The sequence below is a fragment of the Thermoflexus sp. genome (assembly GCF_040289485.1).
GTDB lineage: Bacteria > Chloroflexota > Anaerolineae > Thermoflexales > Thermoflexaceae > Thermoflexus.
Genome location: NZ_PSLG01000014.1, coordinates 15,898 through 32,884, shown reverse-complemented (window position 1 = coordinate 32,884; position 16,987 = coordinate 15,898). Strand labels below are relative to the sequence as shown.

15 protein-coding genes are annotated in these 16,987 nt (G+C 69.3%); 5 read left to right on the top strand and 10 right to left on the bottom strand.

From position 1 onward, the window contains the following. Positions 1-45 precede the first annotated feature (45 nt). The 3 genes from C4313_RS04150 (at position 46) to C4313_RS04140 (ending at position 3,010) form a co-directional block, all read left to right on the top strand. Positions 46-1,749, top strand: a complete 1,704-nt coding sequence (locus C4313_RS04150; RefSeq protein WP_352428613.1) for a helicase-associated domain-containing protein — start codon at positions 46-48, stop codon at positions 1,747-1,749. A 107-nt stretch (positions 1,750-1,856) separates the two neighbouring features. Beyond that, positions 1,857-2,819: a LysM peptidoglycan-binding domain-containing protein gene (locus tag C4313_RS04145; protein WP_352428612.1), complete on the top strand. Its 963-nt coding sequence runs from the start codon at positions 1,857-1,859 to the stop codon at positions 2,817-2,819. Further along, positions 2,816-3,010, top strand: a complete 195-nt coding sequence (locus C4313_RS04140; RefSeq protein WP_352428611.1) for a hypothetical protein — start codon at positions 2,816-2,818, stop codon at positions 3,008-3,010. Before C4313_RS04145 ends, C4313_RS04140 begins: the two co-directional genes overlap by 4 nt. A 722-nt stretch (positions 3,011-3,732) precedes the next feature. Here C4313_RS04140 and C4313_RS04135 read toward each other — a convergent pair. After that, the gene (locus C4313_RS04135) at positions 3,733-4,119 is read right to left on the bottom strand and encodes a hypothetical protein (RefSeq protein ID WP_352428610.1); all 387 of its coding nucleotides are present in this window, start codon (positions 4,117-4,119) and stop codon (positions 3,733-3,735) included. Between the two features lie 197 nt (positions 4,120-4,316). Here C4313_RS04135 and C4313_RS04130 point away from each other — a divergent pair, with 197 nt between their 5' ends. Continuing rightward, positions 4,317-4,649 (top strand): hypothetical protein, encoded by a 333-nt coding sequence (locus C4313_RS04130; RefSeq protein ID WP_352428609.1) that lies wholly within the window; start codon positions 4,317-4,319, stop codon positions 4,647-4,649. A 184-nt stretch (positions 4,650-4,833) separates the two neighbouring features. Here C4313_RS04130 and C4313_RS04125 read toward each other — a convergent pair whose 3' ends face one another. The 9 genes from C4313_RS04125 to C4313_RS04085 form a co-directional block, all read right to left on the bottom strand. Further along, positions 4,834-6,048, bottom strand: a complete 1,215-nt coding sequence (locus C4313_RS04125; RefSeq protein ID WP_352428608.1) for a glycoside hydrolase 5 family protein — start codon at positions 6,046-6,048, stop codon at positions 4,834-4,836. Positions 6,049-6,096: 48 nt separating this feature from the next. Further along, positions 6,097-6,975 (bottom strand): glycoside hydrolase family 130 protein, encoded by an 879-nt coding sequence (locus tag C4313_RS04120; RefSeq protein ID WP_352428607.1) that lies wholly within the window; start codon positions 6,973-6,975, stop codon positions 6,097-6,099. Continuing rightward, positions 6,950-7,195, bottom strand: a complete 246-nt coding sequence (locus C4313_RS04115) for a hypothetical protein (RefSeq protein WP_352428606.1) — start codon at positions 7,193-7,195, stop codon at positions 6,950-6,952. Before C4313_RS04115 ends, C4313_RS04120 begins: the two co-directional genes overlap by 26 nt. Continuing rightward, on the bottom strand, positions 7,153-8,181 hold the full coding sequence (locus C4313_RS04110) for an ABC transporter ATP-binding protein (protein WP_352428605.1): 1,029 nt from the start codon (positions 8,179-8,181) through the stop codon (positions 7,153-7,155). The genes C4313_RS04115 and C4313_RS04110 overlap by 43 nt, the downstream gene beginning before the upstream one ends. Continuing rightward, a complete protein-coding gene (locus C4313_RS04105; protein WP_352428604.1) occupies positions 8,178-9,182 on the bottom strand; it encodes an ABC transporter ATP-binding protein in 1,005 nt (334 codons plus the stop codon). Before C4313_RS04105 ends, C4313_RS04110 begins: the two co-directional genes overlap by 4 nt. Beyond that, positions 9,179-10,039 (bottom strand): ABC transporter permease, encoded by an 861-nt coding sequence (locus C4313_RS04100; protein ID WP_352428603.1) that lies wholly within the window; start codon positions 10,037-10,039, stop codon positions 9,179-9,181. Before C4313_RS04100 ends, C4313_RS04105 begins: the two co-directional genes overlap by 4 nt. A gap of 1 nt (position 10,040) precedes the next feature. After that, complete coding sequence (locus tag C4313_RS04095; RefSeq protein ID WP_352428602.1) at positions 10,041-11,027, bottom strand: ABC transporter permease; 987 nt, start codon at positions 11,025-11,027, stop codon at positions 10,041-10,043. Positions 11,028-11,095: 68 nt separating this feature from the next. Continuing rightward, the gene (locus tag C4313_RS04090) at positions 11,096-12,892 is read right to left on the bottom strand and encodes an ABC transporter substrate-binding protein (protein ID WP_352428601.1); all 1,797 of its coding nucleotides are present in this window, start codon (positions 12,890-12,892) and stop codon (positions 11,096-11,098) included. A 17-nt stretch (positions 12,893-12,909) separates the two neighbouring features. Continuing rightward, positions 12,910-13,914, bottom strand: a complete 1,005-nt coding sequence (locus C4313_RS04085; protein WP_352428600.1) for a LacI family DNA-binding transcriptional regulator — start codon at positions 13,912-13,914, stop codon at positions 12,910-12,912. 464 nt (positions 13,915-14,378) lie between these two features. Between C4313_RS04085 and purL the strand changes: the two genes are divergently transcribed. After that, positions 14,379-16,987, top strand: a 2,609-nt coding sequence (gene purL, locus C4313_RS04080) for a phosphoribosylformylglycinamidine synthase subunit PurL (protein WP_352428599.1), incomplete at its 3' end; no start/stop codon positions are given.

The window sequence follows — 16,987 nt, the reverse complement described above, 5'->3', positions numbered from 1 at the left end:
CCGGTCATGGGGCTGTTATAAAATGGGCACGAGGAGGCGCCGTCGATGCCCGCGCGCTCGTTGCGCCAGTGCCTGGCGGATCTGGATCCCGCCCACCTGCGGGTGGTGGCGCGCTTCTGGGGGGTGGACCCCGAGCACCTCTCCCGCGAGGCGCTGATCGCCCGCCTGCTCCCGGCGATGATCGACCCGGAGCGGCAGGCCGGCCACTGGGCCCAGTTGGGGGAGGCCGAGCGGGAGGCGCTGCGGGCGCTGGCCGCTGCCGGGGGGACGATGCCTGCCCTCACTTTCCAGCGTCGCTTTGGGGAGATCCGGCGGGTCGGCGCCGCCCGGATGGAGGCCGAGCGCCTGTGGGAGCGCCCCCAGGGCCCGGCCGAGGCCCTGTGGTTCCGCGGGTGGATCTTTTTCGCCTTCGTCGAGGGGCCCGCGGGCTTTGAGGAGGTCCTGTTGCTCCCGGACGAGCTCCGTTCGGGCCTGCCGGCTCTGGCGGAAGCCGCGTCGCCCCGGCCGGAACCCCTCCCCCTGCCCGTCGTCCCCGCCCCCGGGCGGATCCGGCGGGCGGGCACCACGCCGGCCGACGATTTCTGCACCTTGTTGATCTTCATCCAGAACGAGGCCCCGCCGGCGACCCTCACCCCGGAGGAGGCGTGGCATCGGGACCCCACCCTGCGCCGCCAGCTGCGCTGGCCTCATCGGGAGCGCTGGGCGCTGCTGTGGCATCTGGCCGGCCGCCTCGGGTTGGTGCAGGTGCGCCGGGAGGCCCTGCGCCTGGAGCCGGAGCGGACCACCCGCTGGCTGCAGGCCCCCCTCTACGAGCAACTGCGCCTCCTCCTAGAGGCGTGGCGCGAAACCGAAGGCTGGAACGACCTGTTCCACGTCCCTACTCTCCGACCGGAGCCCACCGGCTCCTGGCAGAACGATCCCCGGCTGCCCCGCCGGGCCCTGCTGGAGGTGCTGGCGGGCCTGGAGCCCGGCCACTGGTATGCCATCGCCGACATCGTCGCCTACATGAAGGCAAACCGCCCCACCTTCCAGCGGCCGGAAGGGGAGTTCGAGACCTGGTACATCCGGGACGCCGAGACCGGCGCTTACCTGCGCGGCCTGGAGAGCTGGGACCGGGTGGAGGGCGCCCTGATCCGGTATCTCCTGACCGGCCCCTTCCACTGGCTCGGGATGGTCGACACCGGGGAGCCCGATCGGATCCGGCTCTCCCCCTTCGGGGCCGCTTACCTCGGGAAAGGGGACCCGCCCCCCGACGGCGACACCCGCTTCGTCCTGCTGGAGGATGGGACGATCGAGGTCGGGGCCGCGCGGCGCTACGAGCGCTTCCAGGTGGCCCGCATCGCCGACGGGATGGCCCCGGGCGAGGTCTACCGCTATCGGATCACCGGCCGCTCCCTGGCCCGGGCCCGCGCCCAGGGGATCACCCCGGGGCGTATCCTCGACTTCTTCCGCCGCTACGACCTGACCCCCTCGGAGGCCCTGGCCCGGGCCCTGGAACGATGGGCCGTCCAGGGGACGGAGGCCACGGCCGAGTGGGCCCTCGTGCTGCGGGTCAACGATCCGGAGGTTTTGCGGCAGTTGCTGGCCACCGAGGCCCGACGCCACGTGCGGGATGTGCTCTCGCCGACGGCCGCCCTCATCCATTGGGGCGGATGGGCCGCGGTGCGCGCCGCCCTCCTCCGGCTGGGGGTGATCCCCGAGGAACATCTGGCGGCCGAGCAGGAAGAGGCGGAACCTCCTCGCCCTTGACCCGCCCGCTCCTCCCGCGTGCGTTCCGCGCCCCTGCGGTATAATCGCCGATGTCCTTCGGACGATTGGACTGTTCTCAGATCGCGAGGAGGAAGGAGGATCCGCCTGTGGGAGACACGTCCCTGCCTCGACGGGCCTGGGCAGGCGGCCTGATGGCGCTGGGGCTGGCCGCCTGCGGCCGGGTGGTCACCGCCCGGCCCACGCCCACCCTCTCCCCAGCGCCGGCAGTCCGCACGCCGACAGCCACCCCGGTGGTCCTGCGGCTGCCCACGGCGACCCCGGTGTACACCCCCACGCCGAGCCCGACACCGGTGATCTATGTGGTGCAGCCGGGGGACACCCTTTACGGGATCGCCCTGCGGTTCGGCGTGTCGGTGGCCGCGCTCCAAGAGGCCAATGGGATCACCGATCCCACCCGGCTCCCGGTCGGGCAGGAACTGATCATCCCTTCGCCGGGCCCGGCCGGCGAAGGGGCCAGCCCCCGCCTGCCGACCCCCACCCCGATGGCGCTGCTCATCCCGACCATCCGGTGCGCGGCCAGTGCCATGGGCAGCCTGGGCTGTATCGGGGAAGTGATCAACCCCCAGCCTCATCCCCTGATCAACGTCCAGATCCAGATCACCCTCCGGGACGGCGAGGGCCGGGAGATCGGCTCCGGGATCGCTGGGACCGCCCTGGACGTGCTGCCCTCGCAGGGGCGCTCCCCCTTCGCCCTGGTCTTCAACGCCGTCCCCGCGGGCTACGCCCGGGCCGACGCTCGGGTGGTGCGGGCCGAGTCGGTCCAAGAGCCCGGCTCCCTGTATGGGCCGGTGGAGGTCCTGCGGACGGAGGACCGCGAGGAGGGGGCCGACCGCATCGTGCGCGGGGAGGTCCGGAACGCCGATCAACGGCCGTTGCGCCGCATCAACGTCGTGGTGGCTTTCTACGACGCCCAGGACCGCTTGCTGGGCTACCGACAGGTGGTGTTCGCCGAGGCGCCGACAGCGCCGGGGGCGGCCCAGGCGTTCGAGGTGCGGTTTCCGGCGCGGGAGGCGAAGACCTTCCGCGTATTGGCGGAGGGGCAGCGATGAGCAAGCGAGGTCTGGGCGGGGCGATGCTCGCGGCGGCGCTGCTCCTCATCGCCGCCCAGGGGGCCGTCGACCGGCTGGGGCTGGGCCGTTCGGGGGGATGGGGACCGCTGCAGCAGGCAGCCATCGCGGTGGCGCTGCTTCTGGCCCTGCTGGCCCTGCCCTTGCTGATCCGGAACGGCCGGCCGGCGTGAGAAGCCCGACCGGCGGGGTCGGCCCCTCCAGGCCGGCGACGAAGTCCGCCAGGGCCGCGCAGTCCACCCGCACGCCCTCCGCCCAGAGCCGCACGACCGCCCCAGGCCCTTCCCATCGCAGCGTCAGGCCAGAAGCCTCCCGCTCGCATTCGGCCAGCCGTCCATGGATCTCCCGCTGCTCCAGCCGCTCGCCCTCCGCCGGGGGCCATCCCTCCCGCAACTCCAGCCACAACCGTCCTCCCTCAAAGGGACCTTCCAGCCGATAACGGAGGCCGTCGATAAAGGCGGCGCCGGTGCGTCCAGCCGGCGGCCCTCGACGCGCAGCGGGCCTGTGAGGCCCACCCGATACCAGGACAGATCCACGCTCAACGACCCGTCCGGCTCCACCCGCCCAGGGCCACCGGGATAGAACAGGAGCGCGCCCTCCGGCTTCAGCCGTGCCCAGAGGGTGGCCTCCCGGTTGCGGACGTTGTATCCGGCCATCTCGATGTCAGGCAGGAAACCCGGCGGGTAGAACACGTTCGGGCGAGTGACCGGGCAGGCGACGACCGCCGCTGGAGACAGCGCGGAGCGGAAGCGCTCGCGAACGTCCGAAGGGATAGCGGGGGAGGGCACCGGCAGGGACGGTGGGGCAGGAGGTGGCGCTGCCTTCCGGACGCACCCCAGGGCCAGGAGGACAAGCAACCTGGCCACAGGATGAAGAATCCGGCGGAGCGAACGGCTCATCGTTGCCCTCCCTCCGAGCCCTCCACCCATTCGGCACAGCCCAGGCCCAAGCCCCGCTGGGCCACCCGATAGCCTATCCCCACCGGCAACGCCCGTCCGTCCGCCTCCAGCACCCGAAACGGCAAACGCACCACCAGCACCACCACCCGCAACCGCGCCTCCCCCAACCGCCCCCGCACCCGCCCCACCACCTCCCAGCACCCCTCGCTCGGAAACTCCACCCAAACCGACTGAGAGCCCAGTGTCCCATACACCAGCGTGTAATCGACCCGCATCGGAGGCGCCGGCACGTCCAGCCGCTGCCCCTCCACCTCCAGTTGCCCCGGAACTCCCTGTCCCCAGAGCATCACAGTTTGCAAAGGTTGGTCTGGCAGAAAGAGCAACTTGCCTCCTACCCATGAGGTCCAAAAACCCACCCACAATCCTCCCTCCCCATGACGTTGGGGATCAAGCCCTGAGAACAAGTTGAAGGGCGCCTCCGCCCACGGGGGTTGCCCTCATCGAGATCTTCCTTCCCGACGGTTGCGGGCTGGCCTGTGCCCTCGCCTGGCGGGATCGCCTGGCCGGCCGCGTGGCCGTGATGGCCGTCCGCCCGCCCCCCCTCTACCTATGGGTGGCCTGGGAGCTGCGGCTGGCCGGCTGCCTGGACAAAGCCGCCCCCTGGGAGGCCTTCGTCGATGGGATCCAGCGGCTGATCCGCGGCTCCCCCGTGTGGTCTCCTTCCCTTTGGGCCCATGGGGAAACCTTCGAGGCGACCGTCGGCCGACGCCTGCGCCGGCTGCGCCCCACCGATTGGGGCCGCTGGGAGGACCTGATCAACGCGGAAGGGGTTCCCTTGAAGGCCCTCTCCCGCCAGTGGGGGCTTTCCATGCGGGGGTCCAGAAGGCCATCGCCGGCCTGTGCGAACGCCTAGAGGTCCCCGATCGCTTCGAGGCCGTCGCCCTGGCCCACGCGGCAGGCCTCATCCACCGCCACGGGCCCCGCTGGACCTGGGCGATGGCCCTCCATCTCTGGCGGCAGGTCCACCCCTGGGCCCCCGGCCCGAGAAGCGAACCGCCCCCATCGCCCGGCGGCGATGGGGGCGACCGGACCCTCTCCTAAGGATGTTGCAGGAACTGGGCGTAGAGCCGGCGCAGGGACTCCCCAGGATGCGCCTCGTAGTCCGCGGGGACCGGGAGGGCGGGCGGCGGGGAACGGAGGGGGCGTTTCTGAGCGGCGAAACGGGCGACGACCGCCACCGCCGGCTTCCGGCTCCCGTCCGGCCGCAGCAGCCCGAAGTGCCGCTCGTGGACCATGCGGTCGCACGGGGGGCGATCCCACAGATCGGGAGGATAGTCGGCGAAACACCAGAGGAAGGCCCCGATGGCCCCCGCCGCATACAGGGCCTCCAGAGCCCGCTCCAGAAAGGCCGCCGCCTCCTCCTCGGCGATCAAGAGGATCTCGACGGTCCCGTCCTCCCGCATCACCCGCACGGGTTGGGTGGGCTGGCCCGGGGGGGCGGTGGGCAACCCGAACTCCTCCATCAGGACCGGCTTCCCCCCCAGGCTGGCGGTCAAGCGGGTCAGGAAGGGCAGGATCTGTTCGTCGAGGGGATGCCGCGCCCAAGAGGCGTAGACCGAGTAGCCGTGCATGCTCAGGAAATCCAGGTAGGGCGCCAGGTCCCGGATCCGGAACCCGAGGTCTTCCTCCAACACCGGGCTGTGGAACCCGATGGTGATCGGATGCTGCGGGTCGACGGCGCGGAGGGCCTGGACGAGGGTCGCCAGCCAGCGCGCCGCCGCTTCAGGAGCCCGGGGGCGGAGGACGAGATCCGGCTCGTTCCCCAGGTCCCAGGCGAGCAGGGCGGGATGATCCCGCAGGGCCTGAGCGGCCGCCTCGGCCATGGCCACCTGGGCCTCGAGGGCGAAGGGGTCCTCGTAGAGGTCCCGGAGGCGCCCCTTCACCACGCGCCCGCCGGCGATCAAGCGGAAGCGGGGGTCGCTCTCCCGCTCCCCATCGAGCAGCCACGCCGGCAGCCAGTTGACGCCGCTCATGTGCCCGGTGAACAACGTGACGATGACCCGCAGCCCGTGCTGGCCCGCCAGGTCCAGGACCTGGCGGAGCCGCTCGAGCATCCGCCCGTCCACCCGATGGGGCTCCGGCATGAAATCCTCCCAGAAGAGGAAGATCCGGACCCCCTCCATGTTCCAGGCGGCGATCTCCCCGAAATCCCGGCGGACCTCCTCCGGGTCGAACTGCTTCCACCAGAACATCGCGCGGGTGCGCGGCCAGTAGTTGACGCCGACCAGGAAATGGGGCCCCCATCCGCGCATCGTCGTTCCCTCCAGCGGGCTTTGCCGTTCCGGCGCCGGGGCGGCGGCTCACCCCTGTCCCCGGCAGAACCGCTCCACCTCCTCCTTGGAGACGGTGGCCACGCCGATCACCGTGTCGGCCCCCCCATAATACACATAATAGGTCCCATCGATCTCCACCGCCCCACAGGTGAAGACCACGTGGGGGACCTGGCCCTCCTGTTCCCACGGGGTCTCCGGGGAGAGGATGGGCTCCTCCTGCCGCCGGATCACCCGGGCCGGATCCTCCAGATCCAGAAGGGCCACCCCCAGACGGTAGACCCGGTGGTCATCCACCCCGTGGTAGAAGAGGAGCCAGCCCCACTCGGTTTTGATGGGCGGGGCGCCGGCCCCGATCTTCCACGATTCCCAGGTGCCCGGGCGCGGGCGCATGATCACCTGATGATCCGTCCAGTGGATCAGATCCTCCGAATAGGCCAGCCAGATATCTGGCGGCCTCCGATGCAGCATCGCATACCGTCCGTTCACCTTCTCCGGGAAGAGGGCCGCATCCTTGTTGTCCTCATCCGGCAGGAGGACGCCGTGGCGCGTCCAGGCGATGAAGTTGGTGGTGGACGCCATGGAGATCCGGATCTCGGATCCGGAGTAGGCGGTGAAGAGGACGTAGAACCGACCCTCCAGCCATGTGATGCGTGGATCCTCCACGCCCTGCGCCTCCACGGGCGAGGCGGGGGACAACACCGGCTGGCCCAGCCGGTAGAAGGTCCGCCCGTCCGGGCTGACGGCATAGCCGAGGCGGGAGACCCCGTCCTCGCCCATGGCCCGGTAGAGCATGTGGACGAGGCCGTCGTGATAGACGACGCCGGGGTTGAACACGTAGCGGGACTCCCACGGATGGTGCGGCAAGGGCTTCAGGATCGGTTCAGGATGGCGGGCGAGACGCAGCATGGCGCTCTTCCTCCGATGCGGGTTGGGATGGGAGATGGCGGGCGACCCCCCGCCGGATGAACACGATCAGGAGGGCCAGGAACCCTCCGCTGATCGCCAGGGCCAGCAGGTCCGCCACGAAGGCGGGGGAGCCCAGCGGCAGGAACGGGAGCGCTGCCAGGGCGAGCAGGAACAGGGTCAAGCCCATGGTGAAGGCGAGGCGGCCGAGGGCGGGCGCCATGAGGGGATCTCCTGGGCGAAATGACATGCCACCTGGTGGTCCGCCGGTCCCTGCAGCGCGGGGGGGCGTTCCCGGCAGATCGCCTGGGCATACGGGCAGCGCGGATGGAAACGGCACCCCGGGGGCGGCCGTCGGGGATCGGGAGGATCGATCTCCGGGAGCGGCGATGGGCGCATGGAGCGGGCCGCGCGGGGGTCGGGGACCAGGACCGCGGAGAGGAGGGCCTGTAGGTAGGGATGACGGGGGTTTCCCAGCACCTCCCGAAAGGCGCCTTGCTCCACGATCTGGCCCAGATACATCACTGCCAACCACCCCTCCTCGGCCAGGTAACGAGCGGTGGCCAGGTCGTGGGTGATATACAGGATGCCGAGGCCCAGGCGGCGGTTCAGCTCGCGCAGCAACTGAAGAATGGCGAGGCGCAGGGAGACATCGATCATCGACACGGGCTCGTCGGCCACGATGAGCCGGGGTTCCACCGTGAGGGCCCGGGCGATGAGCACCCGCTGGCGCTGCCCTCCGCTCAGTTGATGGGGATATTTGTCCAGGAACAGCCCCGGCGGCGTCAGCCCCACCTGCTCCAGCAACCCGGCCGCCCGCTCCCGGGCCTCTCGCTCGTTCCGGGCGATCCGATAGTGAAGGAGGGGAGCCTTCAAGGATTGATAGACGGTGCGGACCGGGTTGAGGGCGGCGAAGGCGTCCTGATGCACCAACTGGACGGCCCGGCGATACTCCCCGAAGGACCGACGGTCCAACGCCCACAGGTCCTGCCCGCGGAAGCGCACGCGCCCCCCGGTCGGTCGATACAGGCCGGCCACCAGTTTGCCCAGGGTCGTCTTCCCGCTGCCCGTCTCCCCGACCAGGGCCACGATCCCCCCCTCGGGGATGACCATGGAGACCCCGGCCACGGCCTCGACGCGCTCCCGGGAGAGCCAGCCCCGGGTGAAAACCATCGACACGTTCTCCAAGGCGATCAGGCTGTCCCTCATCCCGGCCTCCCGGACGCGGCGATCCGCTGCCAGTGATGACAGGCCACCCGGCGGCCGCCGACCTCCTCCAAGGCCGGCTCGGCCGCCCGGCAGCGCGCATCGGCGTAGGGGCAGCGCGGATGGAAGCGGCACCCCGGGGGCGGGTCCCGGAGGTCCGGGGGCGCGCCCGGGATCGGGCGCTTCGTCCCCAGATCCCCGACAAGGGTGGGCACCGCCTGCAACAGGCCCCGGGTGTATGGATGGTAAGGCGCTTCGAAGAGGGCCTCGGTGGGCGCCTCCTCCACGATCCGGCCGGCATACATGATCAGCACCCGCTGGGCGGTCTTGGCCACCACGGCCAGGTCGTGGGTCAAAAGCAGCATCGTCAGACCCAGTTGCGCGTGGATCTCGCGCAGGATCTCCAGGATGTGGGCCTGGGTGATCACGTCCAGCGCCGTGGTGGGCTCGTCCAGGATGAGCAGGCGGGGGCTCATCAGCAAACTCATAGCGATCAGCACCCGCTGGCGCATCCCCCCGCTCAACTCGTGGGGATAGGACCGGAGCACCCGCGAGGGCTCGAGGCGGACCATGCGCAGGCAGCGGGCGGCCCGCTCGATGATCTCGCCGCGGGACACGGCGGAATGGGCCCGCACCGTCTCGACCATCTGCTCGGCGATGCGCATCACCGGGTTCAGGGCGTTCTGGGCCCCCTGGAAGACCATGGCGATCTCCCGCCAGCGGCGCTCCCGCATCTGCCCCGGGCTCAGGCGAAGGAGGTCCACAGGGCCCTCCCCCTCCGGGCCCCACCACCCCAACTGGCCTCCAGAGATATAGCCGGGCGGGGGGACCAGGCGGATCAGGGCCAGGGCGGTGGTGCTTTTGCCGCTCCCGCTCTCCCCCACCAGGGCGACGAACTCCCCCTGCCCCAGGTCGAAGGAAACGCCGTCGACGGCCACCAGGCGCCCATGCCGCCCCAGATCGAACGTCACCTGCAGATCCCGGACCTGCAGCAACGGCTTCATGACGGCGCGCGGAGACGGGGGTTGAGGATCTCATCCAGGCCGTGGGCGAAGAAAATCGCTCCCAGCTGGAAAAGGACGATCACCGCCATCGGCGCGAGCACATAGTGGAGCGCGTTGGGGATGTAGATGGCGCCGGTCTGGAACACCGCTAGGTTCAACATCGTTCCCCAGTTGGTGGGGGAGAAGGGGGCCAGCCCCAGAAAGATCAGCCCCACGCTGGCCGTGATGGCGTCCCGCATAATCCGGATGAAGTGGATGACCACAAAGGGAGTCAAGTTGGGGAAGAGCTCGCGCAACAGGATGTGGGAGGTCCCCAGGCCCAGCACGCGGGCCGCCTCGATGAACTCCCGCTCTTTGAGGGAGAGGATCTGGGAGCGGACGGCGCGGGCCAGCGGCCCCCACATCCACAGGCTGATCAGCGCCGCGAACCCCAGGGGGTCCCGGACCTGGAACACCGATCCGATCAGGAGGTAAACCGGGACGGCCGGCACGGTGAGTTGGATGTTGGTCAGCAGCATGAGGAGGGCATCCAGCGCCCCGCCGGAGTAGCCCGAGAGGGCCCCGATCCCCACCGCCATGGCCGTGGTGAAGAGGGCGGTGAGCACCGCGATGGCCAGCACGTCCCGGGAGCCGTGGACGATCTGGGCCAGCACGTCCCGGCCCGCGTAATCGGTCCCCAAGGGATGGGCAAGGGAAGGTGGGCGGAACCGCTCGGCGTATTTCATAGTGGGGTCCAGAGGGATGAGGGCCGGCCCCAGGAGGGCGGCCAGCAGATAGCCGGCCAGGATCAGGCCGCCCACGGCGGCCCGCCGGTTCCCCTGCAGCGCGTGGAGGAGGTCGCTCAGGAAGGCCCCCATCTCAACCCTCCATCCGGATGCGGGGGTCCAGCCAGGGGTAAACGAGGTCGGTGATGAGGTTCGCCGTGACGATGGCCACGGTGGTCAGGATCAACAGCCCTCGCATCATCCCGTAATCCCGGTGGTCCAGGGCGAACTTGAAGAACCAGCCGATCCCCGGGTAGTGGAAGACCGTCTCGATCAACACCGAGCCTCCGAACATCCCGCCGAAGCCCAGGGCCAGCCCGGTGACCAGGGGCAAGATGGCGTTGCGGCCGACGTAATGGGTGAGGATGCGGCGCTCTTTCAGCCCCCGTGCCCGGGCGAAGGCGATGAAATCCTCCCCCAGGACGGAGACCGCGCTCCCCTTCATCGCCAGGGCCCAGGCCCCCAGGTTCTCCAGGGTGTAGGCGAGGATGGGCAGCGTCGCATGGTGAAACACGCTCAGCAGGAAGGGGAGGTTGAACCCGGGGGTCAGGCTGCTGTCGTAGGCGCCCTTAGAGGGGAACCATTTCAAGTTCAGGGCGAAGAGGATCAGCAGCAGCAGCGCGGTGAGGTAATCCGGCGTGGCATCGGTGAGGGAGGCGTAGCCGGTGATCAAAGGATCCAGCCAGGTACGCCGGCGGACGGCGATCACCAGGCCCAGCATGACGCCGATGCCGAAACTGAGAAGGAGGGCGACCGAGAGGACGAAGACCGTCCAGGGCAGGGCCTGGAAGAGGATCTGGTTCACAGAGATACGGTAGAAGTAAGAGAAGCCCAGGTTCCCCCGCAACAACCCCCCTAGCCACTCCCAGTAGCGGTCCCAGAGGGGGCGGGTGGGGTCGTAGCCGATCATGCTACGCACCTGGGCGTAGGCCACCTCGATGGAGATCCCACGGGCCTGGGCGATCTCTTGGGCCATCAAATAGAAAACATCGCCGGGCGCCCGCTCGACCACCACGAAGGTGAGGGTGGCCACCAGCCAGATGGTGAACACCGCCAGGAACACCCGCCGGATCCCACGCATCGCCCGCTCCGATCGGCCCCCGGGCGGGGCGCCGGCGGGCGCCCCGCCCCGGCCTTCCCGCGGCCCCTTCAGGGGGCCGGCTTCAGGATACCCTGGATCAGCAGATGGGCGTAGAACCGCTCGATGGCCCCCGGGGCCACCGTCCACAGCGGGTCGTTCTCCGCTGGCCACCCGGTCACCCGGACACCGTCCACGTGGAAGATCATCAGCCGCTTCTCCAGCAGGCTGAGGGCCGGCAGGTTCTCGTTGGTGATCCAGGCCAGTTGGCGGACGATGGCCTTCTGGCGCTCCGGATCGGGCTCCTTGAGGAGGCGATCCAGGGCCTGGGCGACATCCACCTCTTCGCCCTGGGGGCCCTTGGCGGTCTTCATGAGATCCTTCGCCCCGGTGAACTCGGCCGCCTCCCCCTGATAGAGCCGGTAGTAGCCCGTGTGAGGGTGGGCGGTGCCCCACCAGGCGCTGCCGAACTGGATGGCCATGTCGAACTGGCCCCCCCGCAGGGTGGTGGGATACACGCCCGGCTCCACCGCCCGGGCGCGGACCTGGAAGCCCTGCCCATTGAGTTGGGTGGCGATGGCCTCGGCGGCCAGCACCCAGTCGGTGGCCCCGGCCTGGGCCAGGATCTCAAACTCGGGCGTCCGCCCGCTGGGATCCCGCCACTTGCCGTCCGGGCCCTTCCGCCAGCCCATCTCGGTCAGCAAGGCCTCCGCCTTGGCCGGGTCCGGGTTGTAAGCGGTGAGGGAGGCCAGGAAATCCTTCCCCAGCCACCGCTCCTCAAAGGACTTGAGGACGCCATGGGAGTAAGGGGCGCTGGTCAGGCCGGCGAAGTAGGCCACCTCCCGGACCTTGTCGCGGTCGATGAGATAGGCAAGGGCCCGGCGGAAGCGGACGTCGTTGAAGGGCGCCTTGCGGAGGTTGAAGAGCAGGGCGAACTCCGAGAGATCCGTGACCAGGTGGAGGCGGGTCTTGGGCTGGCGCTGCAGGATCTGGTCGGCCACATCCTTGGGGGCGGCGGCGTGGCTGGCGTCCAGCTCCCCGGCCAGATGGAAGGCCCACATCACCTCGTTGGAGGTCCAACGCAGGAAGCGGATGCGGTCAATGGCGATCTGCCCGGCGGCGTAGTGGTGGGGGTTCTTCGTCAGAATCATCTCTGAGGCGCTGACGCTCTCCACCTGATATGGGCCGATGGCGATAGGCTTCTCCGGCTTGAAGTTGGAGACCTCCTGACGGACTTTATTTAACGCCTCCTCGGCCTCCGGGCCGGTCCGGCCCAGCCATTGGGCGGCTTCCTCGGCGAACTTCCCATAGGCTTTGGTGTTGACCAGAATGGGGGCGCTGCTGAGGAGGGCCTTGGGGTTGGCGAGGGGCTGCTTCCAGACGATGACCGCCGTCCGGTCATCGGGCGTCTCCACCCGGTCCACCTCGCCGGGCCAGTTCCACATCAAGCGCATCAGGACGAAGGAGGCCCACACATCCTTGCTGGTGAAGGGAGTTCCGTCCGACCAGCCGGTCTGGCGCAGCCGGAAGGTGATGCGATCCGGGGCCTCCTGGAAGGACTCCGCCAGGCTGGGGAGGGCCTCGCCGGTGGCCGGGATGTAGATGAGCAGCGGCTGGAAGACGAACCACCAGGCCCCGCCGACCCCGCCCGGGGCGAAGGGGTTGCCATGATAGGCGGGTGGGACCTCCCAGCCGGTGCCCAGAACGAACTCACGGGGGCGCGGGGCGGCGGTCGGGGTGACCTCTTTCTCGATCACGACAGGGGTGGGCGGGGTCGGGGTGGGAGCGGGCGCACAGGCCCCCAAGGCCAAGGCCAGCGCCGCAAGCCCGAAGAACCCTACCGTGGGGAGGCCGAACCGTCGGGACATGGCGAACCTCCTCTCCTTCAGGATGGAATCGGAGGGCTCCCGCACGACTGGCGGATGATCAGTTGGGTTTCCATGCGAATGTGGAGGGCAGGTTGCTCGGGATGCTGGATGAGATCCAACAGCCGTGCGACAGCCAGGGCAGCCATCTTGGGTCGGAAGACCCGCATGGTGGTGAGGGGAGGATCGGTGTGCACCGCCAGCGGATCGTCGTCGAAGCCGACCACGGCGATGTCGTCAGGGACGCGGAGGCCATAGGCGCGGATCGCCCGCATGGCGCTGGCTGCGGTGGGGTCGTTGGCGGCCACCACGGCGGTGGGCCGGGCCCGCTCCAACAGGCGCTGCATCGCCACGGACCCCCCCTCAAACCCCCGCTCGCCCTCCGCCACGAGGGCGGGATCGAAGGGGAGGCCATGGGCCTCGAGGGCCTGGCGGTAGCCCTCGAACCGCTCCCGGAAACTCAGGTTGTCCAGGGTCTCGGCGACGAAGGCGATCCGGCGGTGGCCGAGACGGATCAGGTGCGCGGTGGCCTGGAAGGCCCCGCCGACGTTGTCGGTGAAGACGCTGTCGATCCCCGGGAGGTGGTTGTCCACCAGCACCAGGGGGACGCCCCGGTCCTTTAAGGAACGGATCAGGGTGGCGGGCAGATCGCAGCCCACCAGGAGCAGACCGTCCACCCGGTTCTCTTTGATCAAAGGCGGCAAGGCCTCGTCCTCGACCGCGGCGAAGTGGAGATGATAGCGATGCCGCCGCAGCTCCCGCTCCACCGCCGTCAGGATCTCTCCATAGAAGGTATGGGGGGAGAGGGGCTGGAGAGCATGGATCAGAAGCCCCACGTTCTCCGTACGCCGCAACACCAGGCTGCGGGCGGCCATGTCCGGCCCATACCCCAACTCCTCCGCGATCCGTAGGATCCGCTGGCGCGTGACCGGATCCACCCGCCCCCGCCCGCTCAGGGCCCGGGAAACCGTCGCCACCGAAACCCCTGCTTGTTGTGCAATCGCTTTCAATGTGGGCCTGGACATAGAACTATTAAATTCAGTATATAGCCGTTAGTGATTTTTCTGTTCTGTGAATAATTCTATTATTGATCGTTAATGTGGCCATATAGAATTCTAATTTGTGCGCAAGCGTTTTCATATCATGATTATACAGATCCTGGGGCAGATTGTCAAGGGGTGGGCCGAGGGGGCCTGCCGGTCGGTGGTCCGATCCGGGGGATGGCGAGAGGGCAGCGGACGCTGCGGATCGCTGGGACCTCCCCCGGCTTCCGCAATGCCCTCCCCGTCGTCCGCATCGGGGAAGCCCAGCGCCCCCCTACGAATCTTGACGGTCTTCAGCAACCCCGCTAGAATTAAACCCCAAATGACCGGTACGACGCACGCCTCGGCATCGCAACGCAGGACCTCTGCCGACGGAAAGCATCGCGTTTCCCAGCTGCGCCCAGCACCCGAAGGTTCCCGGATCCCAACTTCGAGGTGGGGAAACGATGGAGACGCCCATCCCGCCGGATGGGGCGGCCGCTGGGGAGCCATGGGAACAGATCCTGCGCATCCGGATCCGCTGCCATATCCCTGAGGACCCCAGAGGCCGCGCCCTGGTGCAGGCCGCCCACGCCCAGGGGATCTGCGGCCTGCGGCGATGTCGGGTGGAACGCCTTTGTTTCCTACGAGGCTCCCTCACCCTGTCGGATGCACAACGCCTAGCTGCTCAACTGCTGATCGACCCGCTCACCGAGTCCTTCGCCATCGCCGAGGCGGAGCCCCCTGAGGAGACCCCCGATCACTGGATCGAGGTGACCTACCGGCCGGGGGTCACGGATCCGGCAGCGGAGCGCCTGAAACAGGCCGCCCACCGATTGGGGTTCGCCGAGATCCGGGAGGCCGCATGGGGTTTCCGCTTCCTGCTGTGGGGCCACCTGGATGCGAGGGACCTCGAGCGGCTGGCCACGGGTTTGTGCAGCAACCCGATCGTCCACCGCTTCGCCATCGATCGCCCAGTGGATCCCCCCTTCCGGGCGGCGCCCTCCCTGGCCCCCCTCGTCGAGGTGATCCCGATCCGAGAAGCCTCGGAGGCGGCGCTCGAGGCCCTCAACCGCCAACGCCGCCTCGCCCTGGACCCCTGGGAACTGCGAGCGGTTCAGGAACATTTCCGCCGGATCGGCCGGGATCCCACCGATGTGGAATTGGAGACCATCGCCCAGACGTGGAGCGAGCACTGCGCCCACAAGACCTTCCAGGCTCGGATCCGCTACACTGGCCCGGCCCCGGGTTCCCTCGACGGTCCGATGCAGACCGTCGAGATCGACGGGCTGTTGCGCACCTTCATCCAGGGGGCGACGGAGCGGGCCGCCCGGCCCTGGGTGCGCTCGGCCTTCGTGGACAACGCGGGGATCATCGCCTTCGACGAACAGTGGGAGGTGGCCGTCAAGGTGGAAACCCACAACCATCCATCGGCCCTGGAGCCCTTCGGAGGCGCCAACACCGGCGTCGGAGGGGTGATCCGAGATATCCTGGGGGTGAGCGCCCAGCCCATCGCCAACCTGGATGTGCTGTGCTTCGGGCCGCTGGACCTGCCCCCGGCTGCGGTGCCGCCGGGGGCGCTCCATCCGCGGCGGGTGGCGGAGGGGGTGATCCACGGGATCGAGGATTACGGCAACAAAATGGGCATCCCCACCGTCGCCGGCGCCATCTTCTATCACCCTGGCTACACCGCCAACCCCTTGGTCTTCTGCGGGTGCATCGGATGGCTCCCCCGAGGCGCGCATCCCCAACCCAACGCCCCCCGCCCCGGGGACGCGGTGGTGGTCATCGGGGGGCGGACGGGAAGGGATGGCTTGGGCGGGGCCACTTTCTCCAGCACCGGCCTGGACGACCGCTCCCCTCAGGAAGCCCGGGCGGCGGTCCAGATCGGCCATCCCATCCTGGAACGGCAGATCACGGAGGTGATCCTCGAGGCTCGGGACGAAGGGCTTTACCACGCGATCACCGATTGCGGGGCCGGGGGCCTCTCTTCTGCCGTCGGCGAGATGGCCCGCCACCTGGGGGTGCAGGTGGACCTGGACCGGGTGCCGCTGAAATATGCCGGGCTGCGCCCTTGGGAGATCTGGCTCAGCGAATCCCAGGAGCGCATGGTGTTGGCCGTGCCCCCCGAGAACCTGCCGCGCCTGGAGGCCATCTGCCACCGCCACGGAGTGGAGATGGCCATCATCGGGAGGTTCGAGGCCACCGGTAGGCTCCGCCTGTTCGCCCGGGGGCAACCGGTCGCGGACCTCGACCTGGAGTTCCTCTATCGCGGCCGGCCCCGCCAGCGGCTAGAGGCCCGTTGGGCCCCGCACCCTCCACCCCTCCCTCCACCCGCGCCCGCCCCCGATCTCACGAACGTCCTCCTACGCCTGCTCCGCCATCCGAACATCGCCAGCCGCGAGGAGATCCTGCGTCGTTACGACCATGAGGTCCAAGGGGCGACCGCGGTGAAGCCTCTGGTCGGGGCGGCCGATCACGGGCCCAGCGATGGGGTGGTGCTGGTGCCCCTGGAGGCCGTCCGTGCGGAAGGGCCGACGCCAGGGCTGGCGGTGGCGGTTGGCCTTTGCCCCCTCTATGGGCAGTGGGACCCCTATGGGATGGCCTGGGCTGCAGTGGATGAGGCGTTCCGCAACCTGGTGGCCGTAGGGGCCGATCCGGACCGCGTTGCCTTGCTGGACAACTTCTGCTGGGGGGACCCGAAGGATCCTTCCACCTTGGGCGCCCTGGTGCGGTGCGCCCAAGGCGCCCATGACGCCGCCGTGGCCTACCAAGCGCCCTTCATCTCTGGGAAGGATAGCCTCCACAACACCTATCGCGACGCGGAGAGCCGCCAGCGCTCCATCCCAGGCACATTGCTGATCACCGCCGTAGGGGTCGTGCCCGATCGCCGGCGGACCGTCACGATGGATCTGAAGGCCCCGGGGGATTGGCTTTATATCGTTGGGGAGACGCGGGCGGAACTGGCCGGCAGTCACTATCTGGAGATCCTTGCCGGCGCCCGGCCTGGGGCCGACCGGCTCCCCCAGCCGGTCCCCGATGCGCTCCACCGCCTGCGGGCCCTCCATCGCGCCAT

Coding starts and splice junctions, on each gene's coding strand:
- C4313_RS04130 (WP_352428609.1), top strand. CDS start 4,317: ATGGCCGTCCGCCCGCCCCCCCTCTACCTATGGGTGGCCTGGGAGCTG.
- C4313_RS04125 (WP_352428608.1), bottom strand. CDS start 6,048: ATGCGCGGATGGGGGCCCCATTTCCTGGTCGGCGTCAACTACTGGCCG.
- C4313_RS04150 (WP_352428613.1), top strand. CDS start 46: ATGCCCGCGCGCTCGTTGCGCCAGTGCCTGGCGGATCTGGATCCCGCC.
- C4313_RS04100 (WP_352428603.1), bottom strand. CDS start 10,039: ATGGGGGCCTTCCTGAGCGACCTCCTCCACGCGCTGCAGGGGAACCGG.
- C4313_RS04090 (WP_352428601.1), bottom strand. CDS start 12,892: ATGTCCCGACGGTTCGGCCTCCCCACGGTAGGGTTCTTCGGGCTTGCG.
- C4313_RS04105 (WP_352428604.1), bottom strand. CDS start 9,182: ATGAAGCCGTTGCTGCAGGTCCGGGATCTGCAGGTGACGTTCGATCTG.
- C4313_RS04140 (WP_352428611.1), top strand. CDS start 2,816: ATGAGCAAGCGAGGTCTGGGCGGGGCGATGCTCGCGGCGGCGCTGCTC.
- C4313_RS04115 (WP_352428606.1), bottom strand. CDS start 7,195: ATGGCGCCCGCCCTCGGCCGCCTCGCCTTCACCATGGGCTTGACCCTG.
- C4313_RS04120 (WP_352428607.1), bottom strand. CDS start 6,975: ATGCTGCGTCTCGCCCGCCATCCTGAACCGATCCTGAAGCCCTTGCCG.
- C4313_RS04085 (WP_352428600.1), bottom strand. CDS start 13,914: ATGTCCAGGCCCACATTGAAAGCGATTGCACAACAAGCAGGGGTTTCG.
- C4313_RS04095 (WP_352428602.1), bottom strand. CDS start 11,027: ATGCGTGGGATCCGGCGGGTGTTCCTGGCGGTGTTCACCATCTGGCTG.
- C4313_RS04110 (WP_352428605.1), bottom strand. CDS start 8,181: ATGAGGGACAGCCTGATCGCCTTGGAGAACGTGTCGATGGTTTTCACC.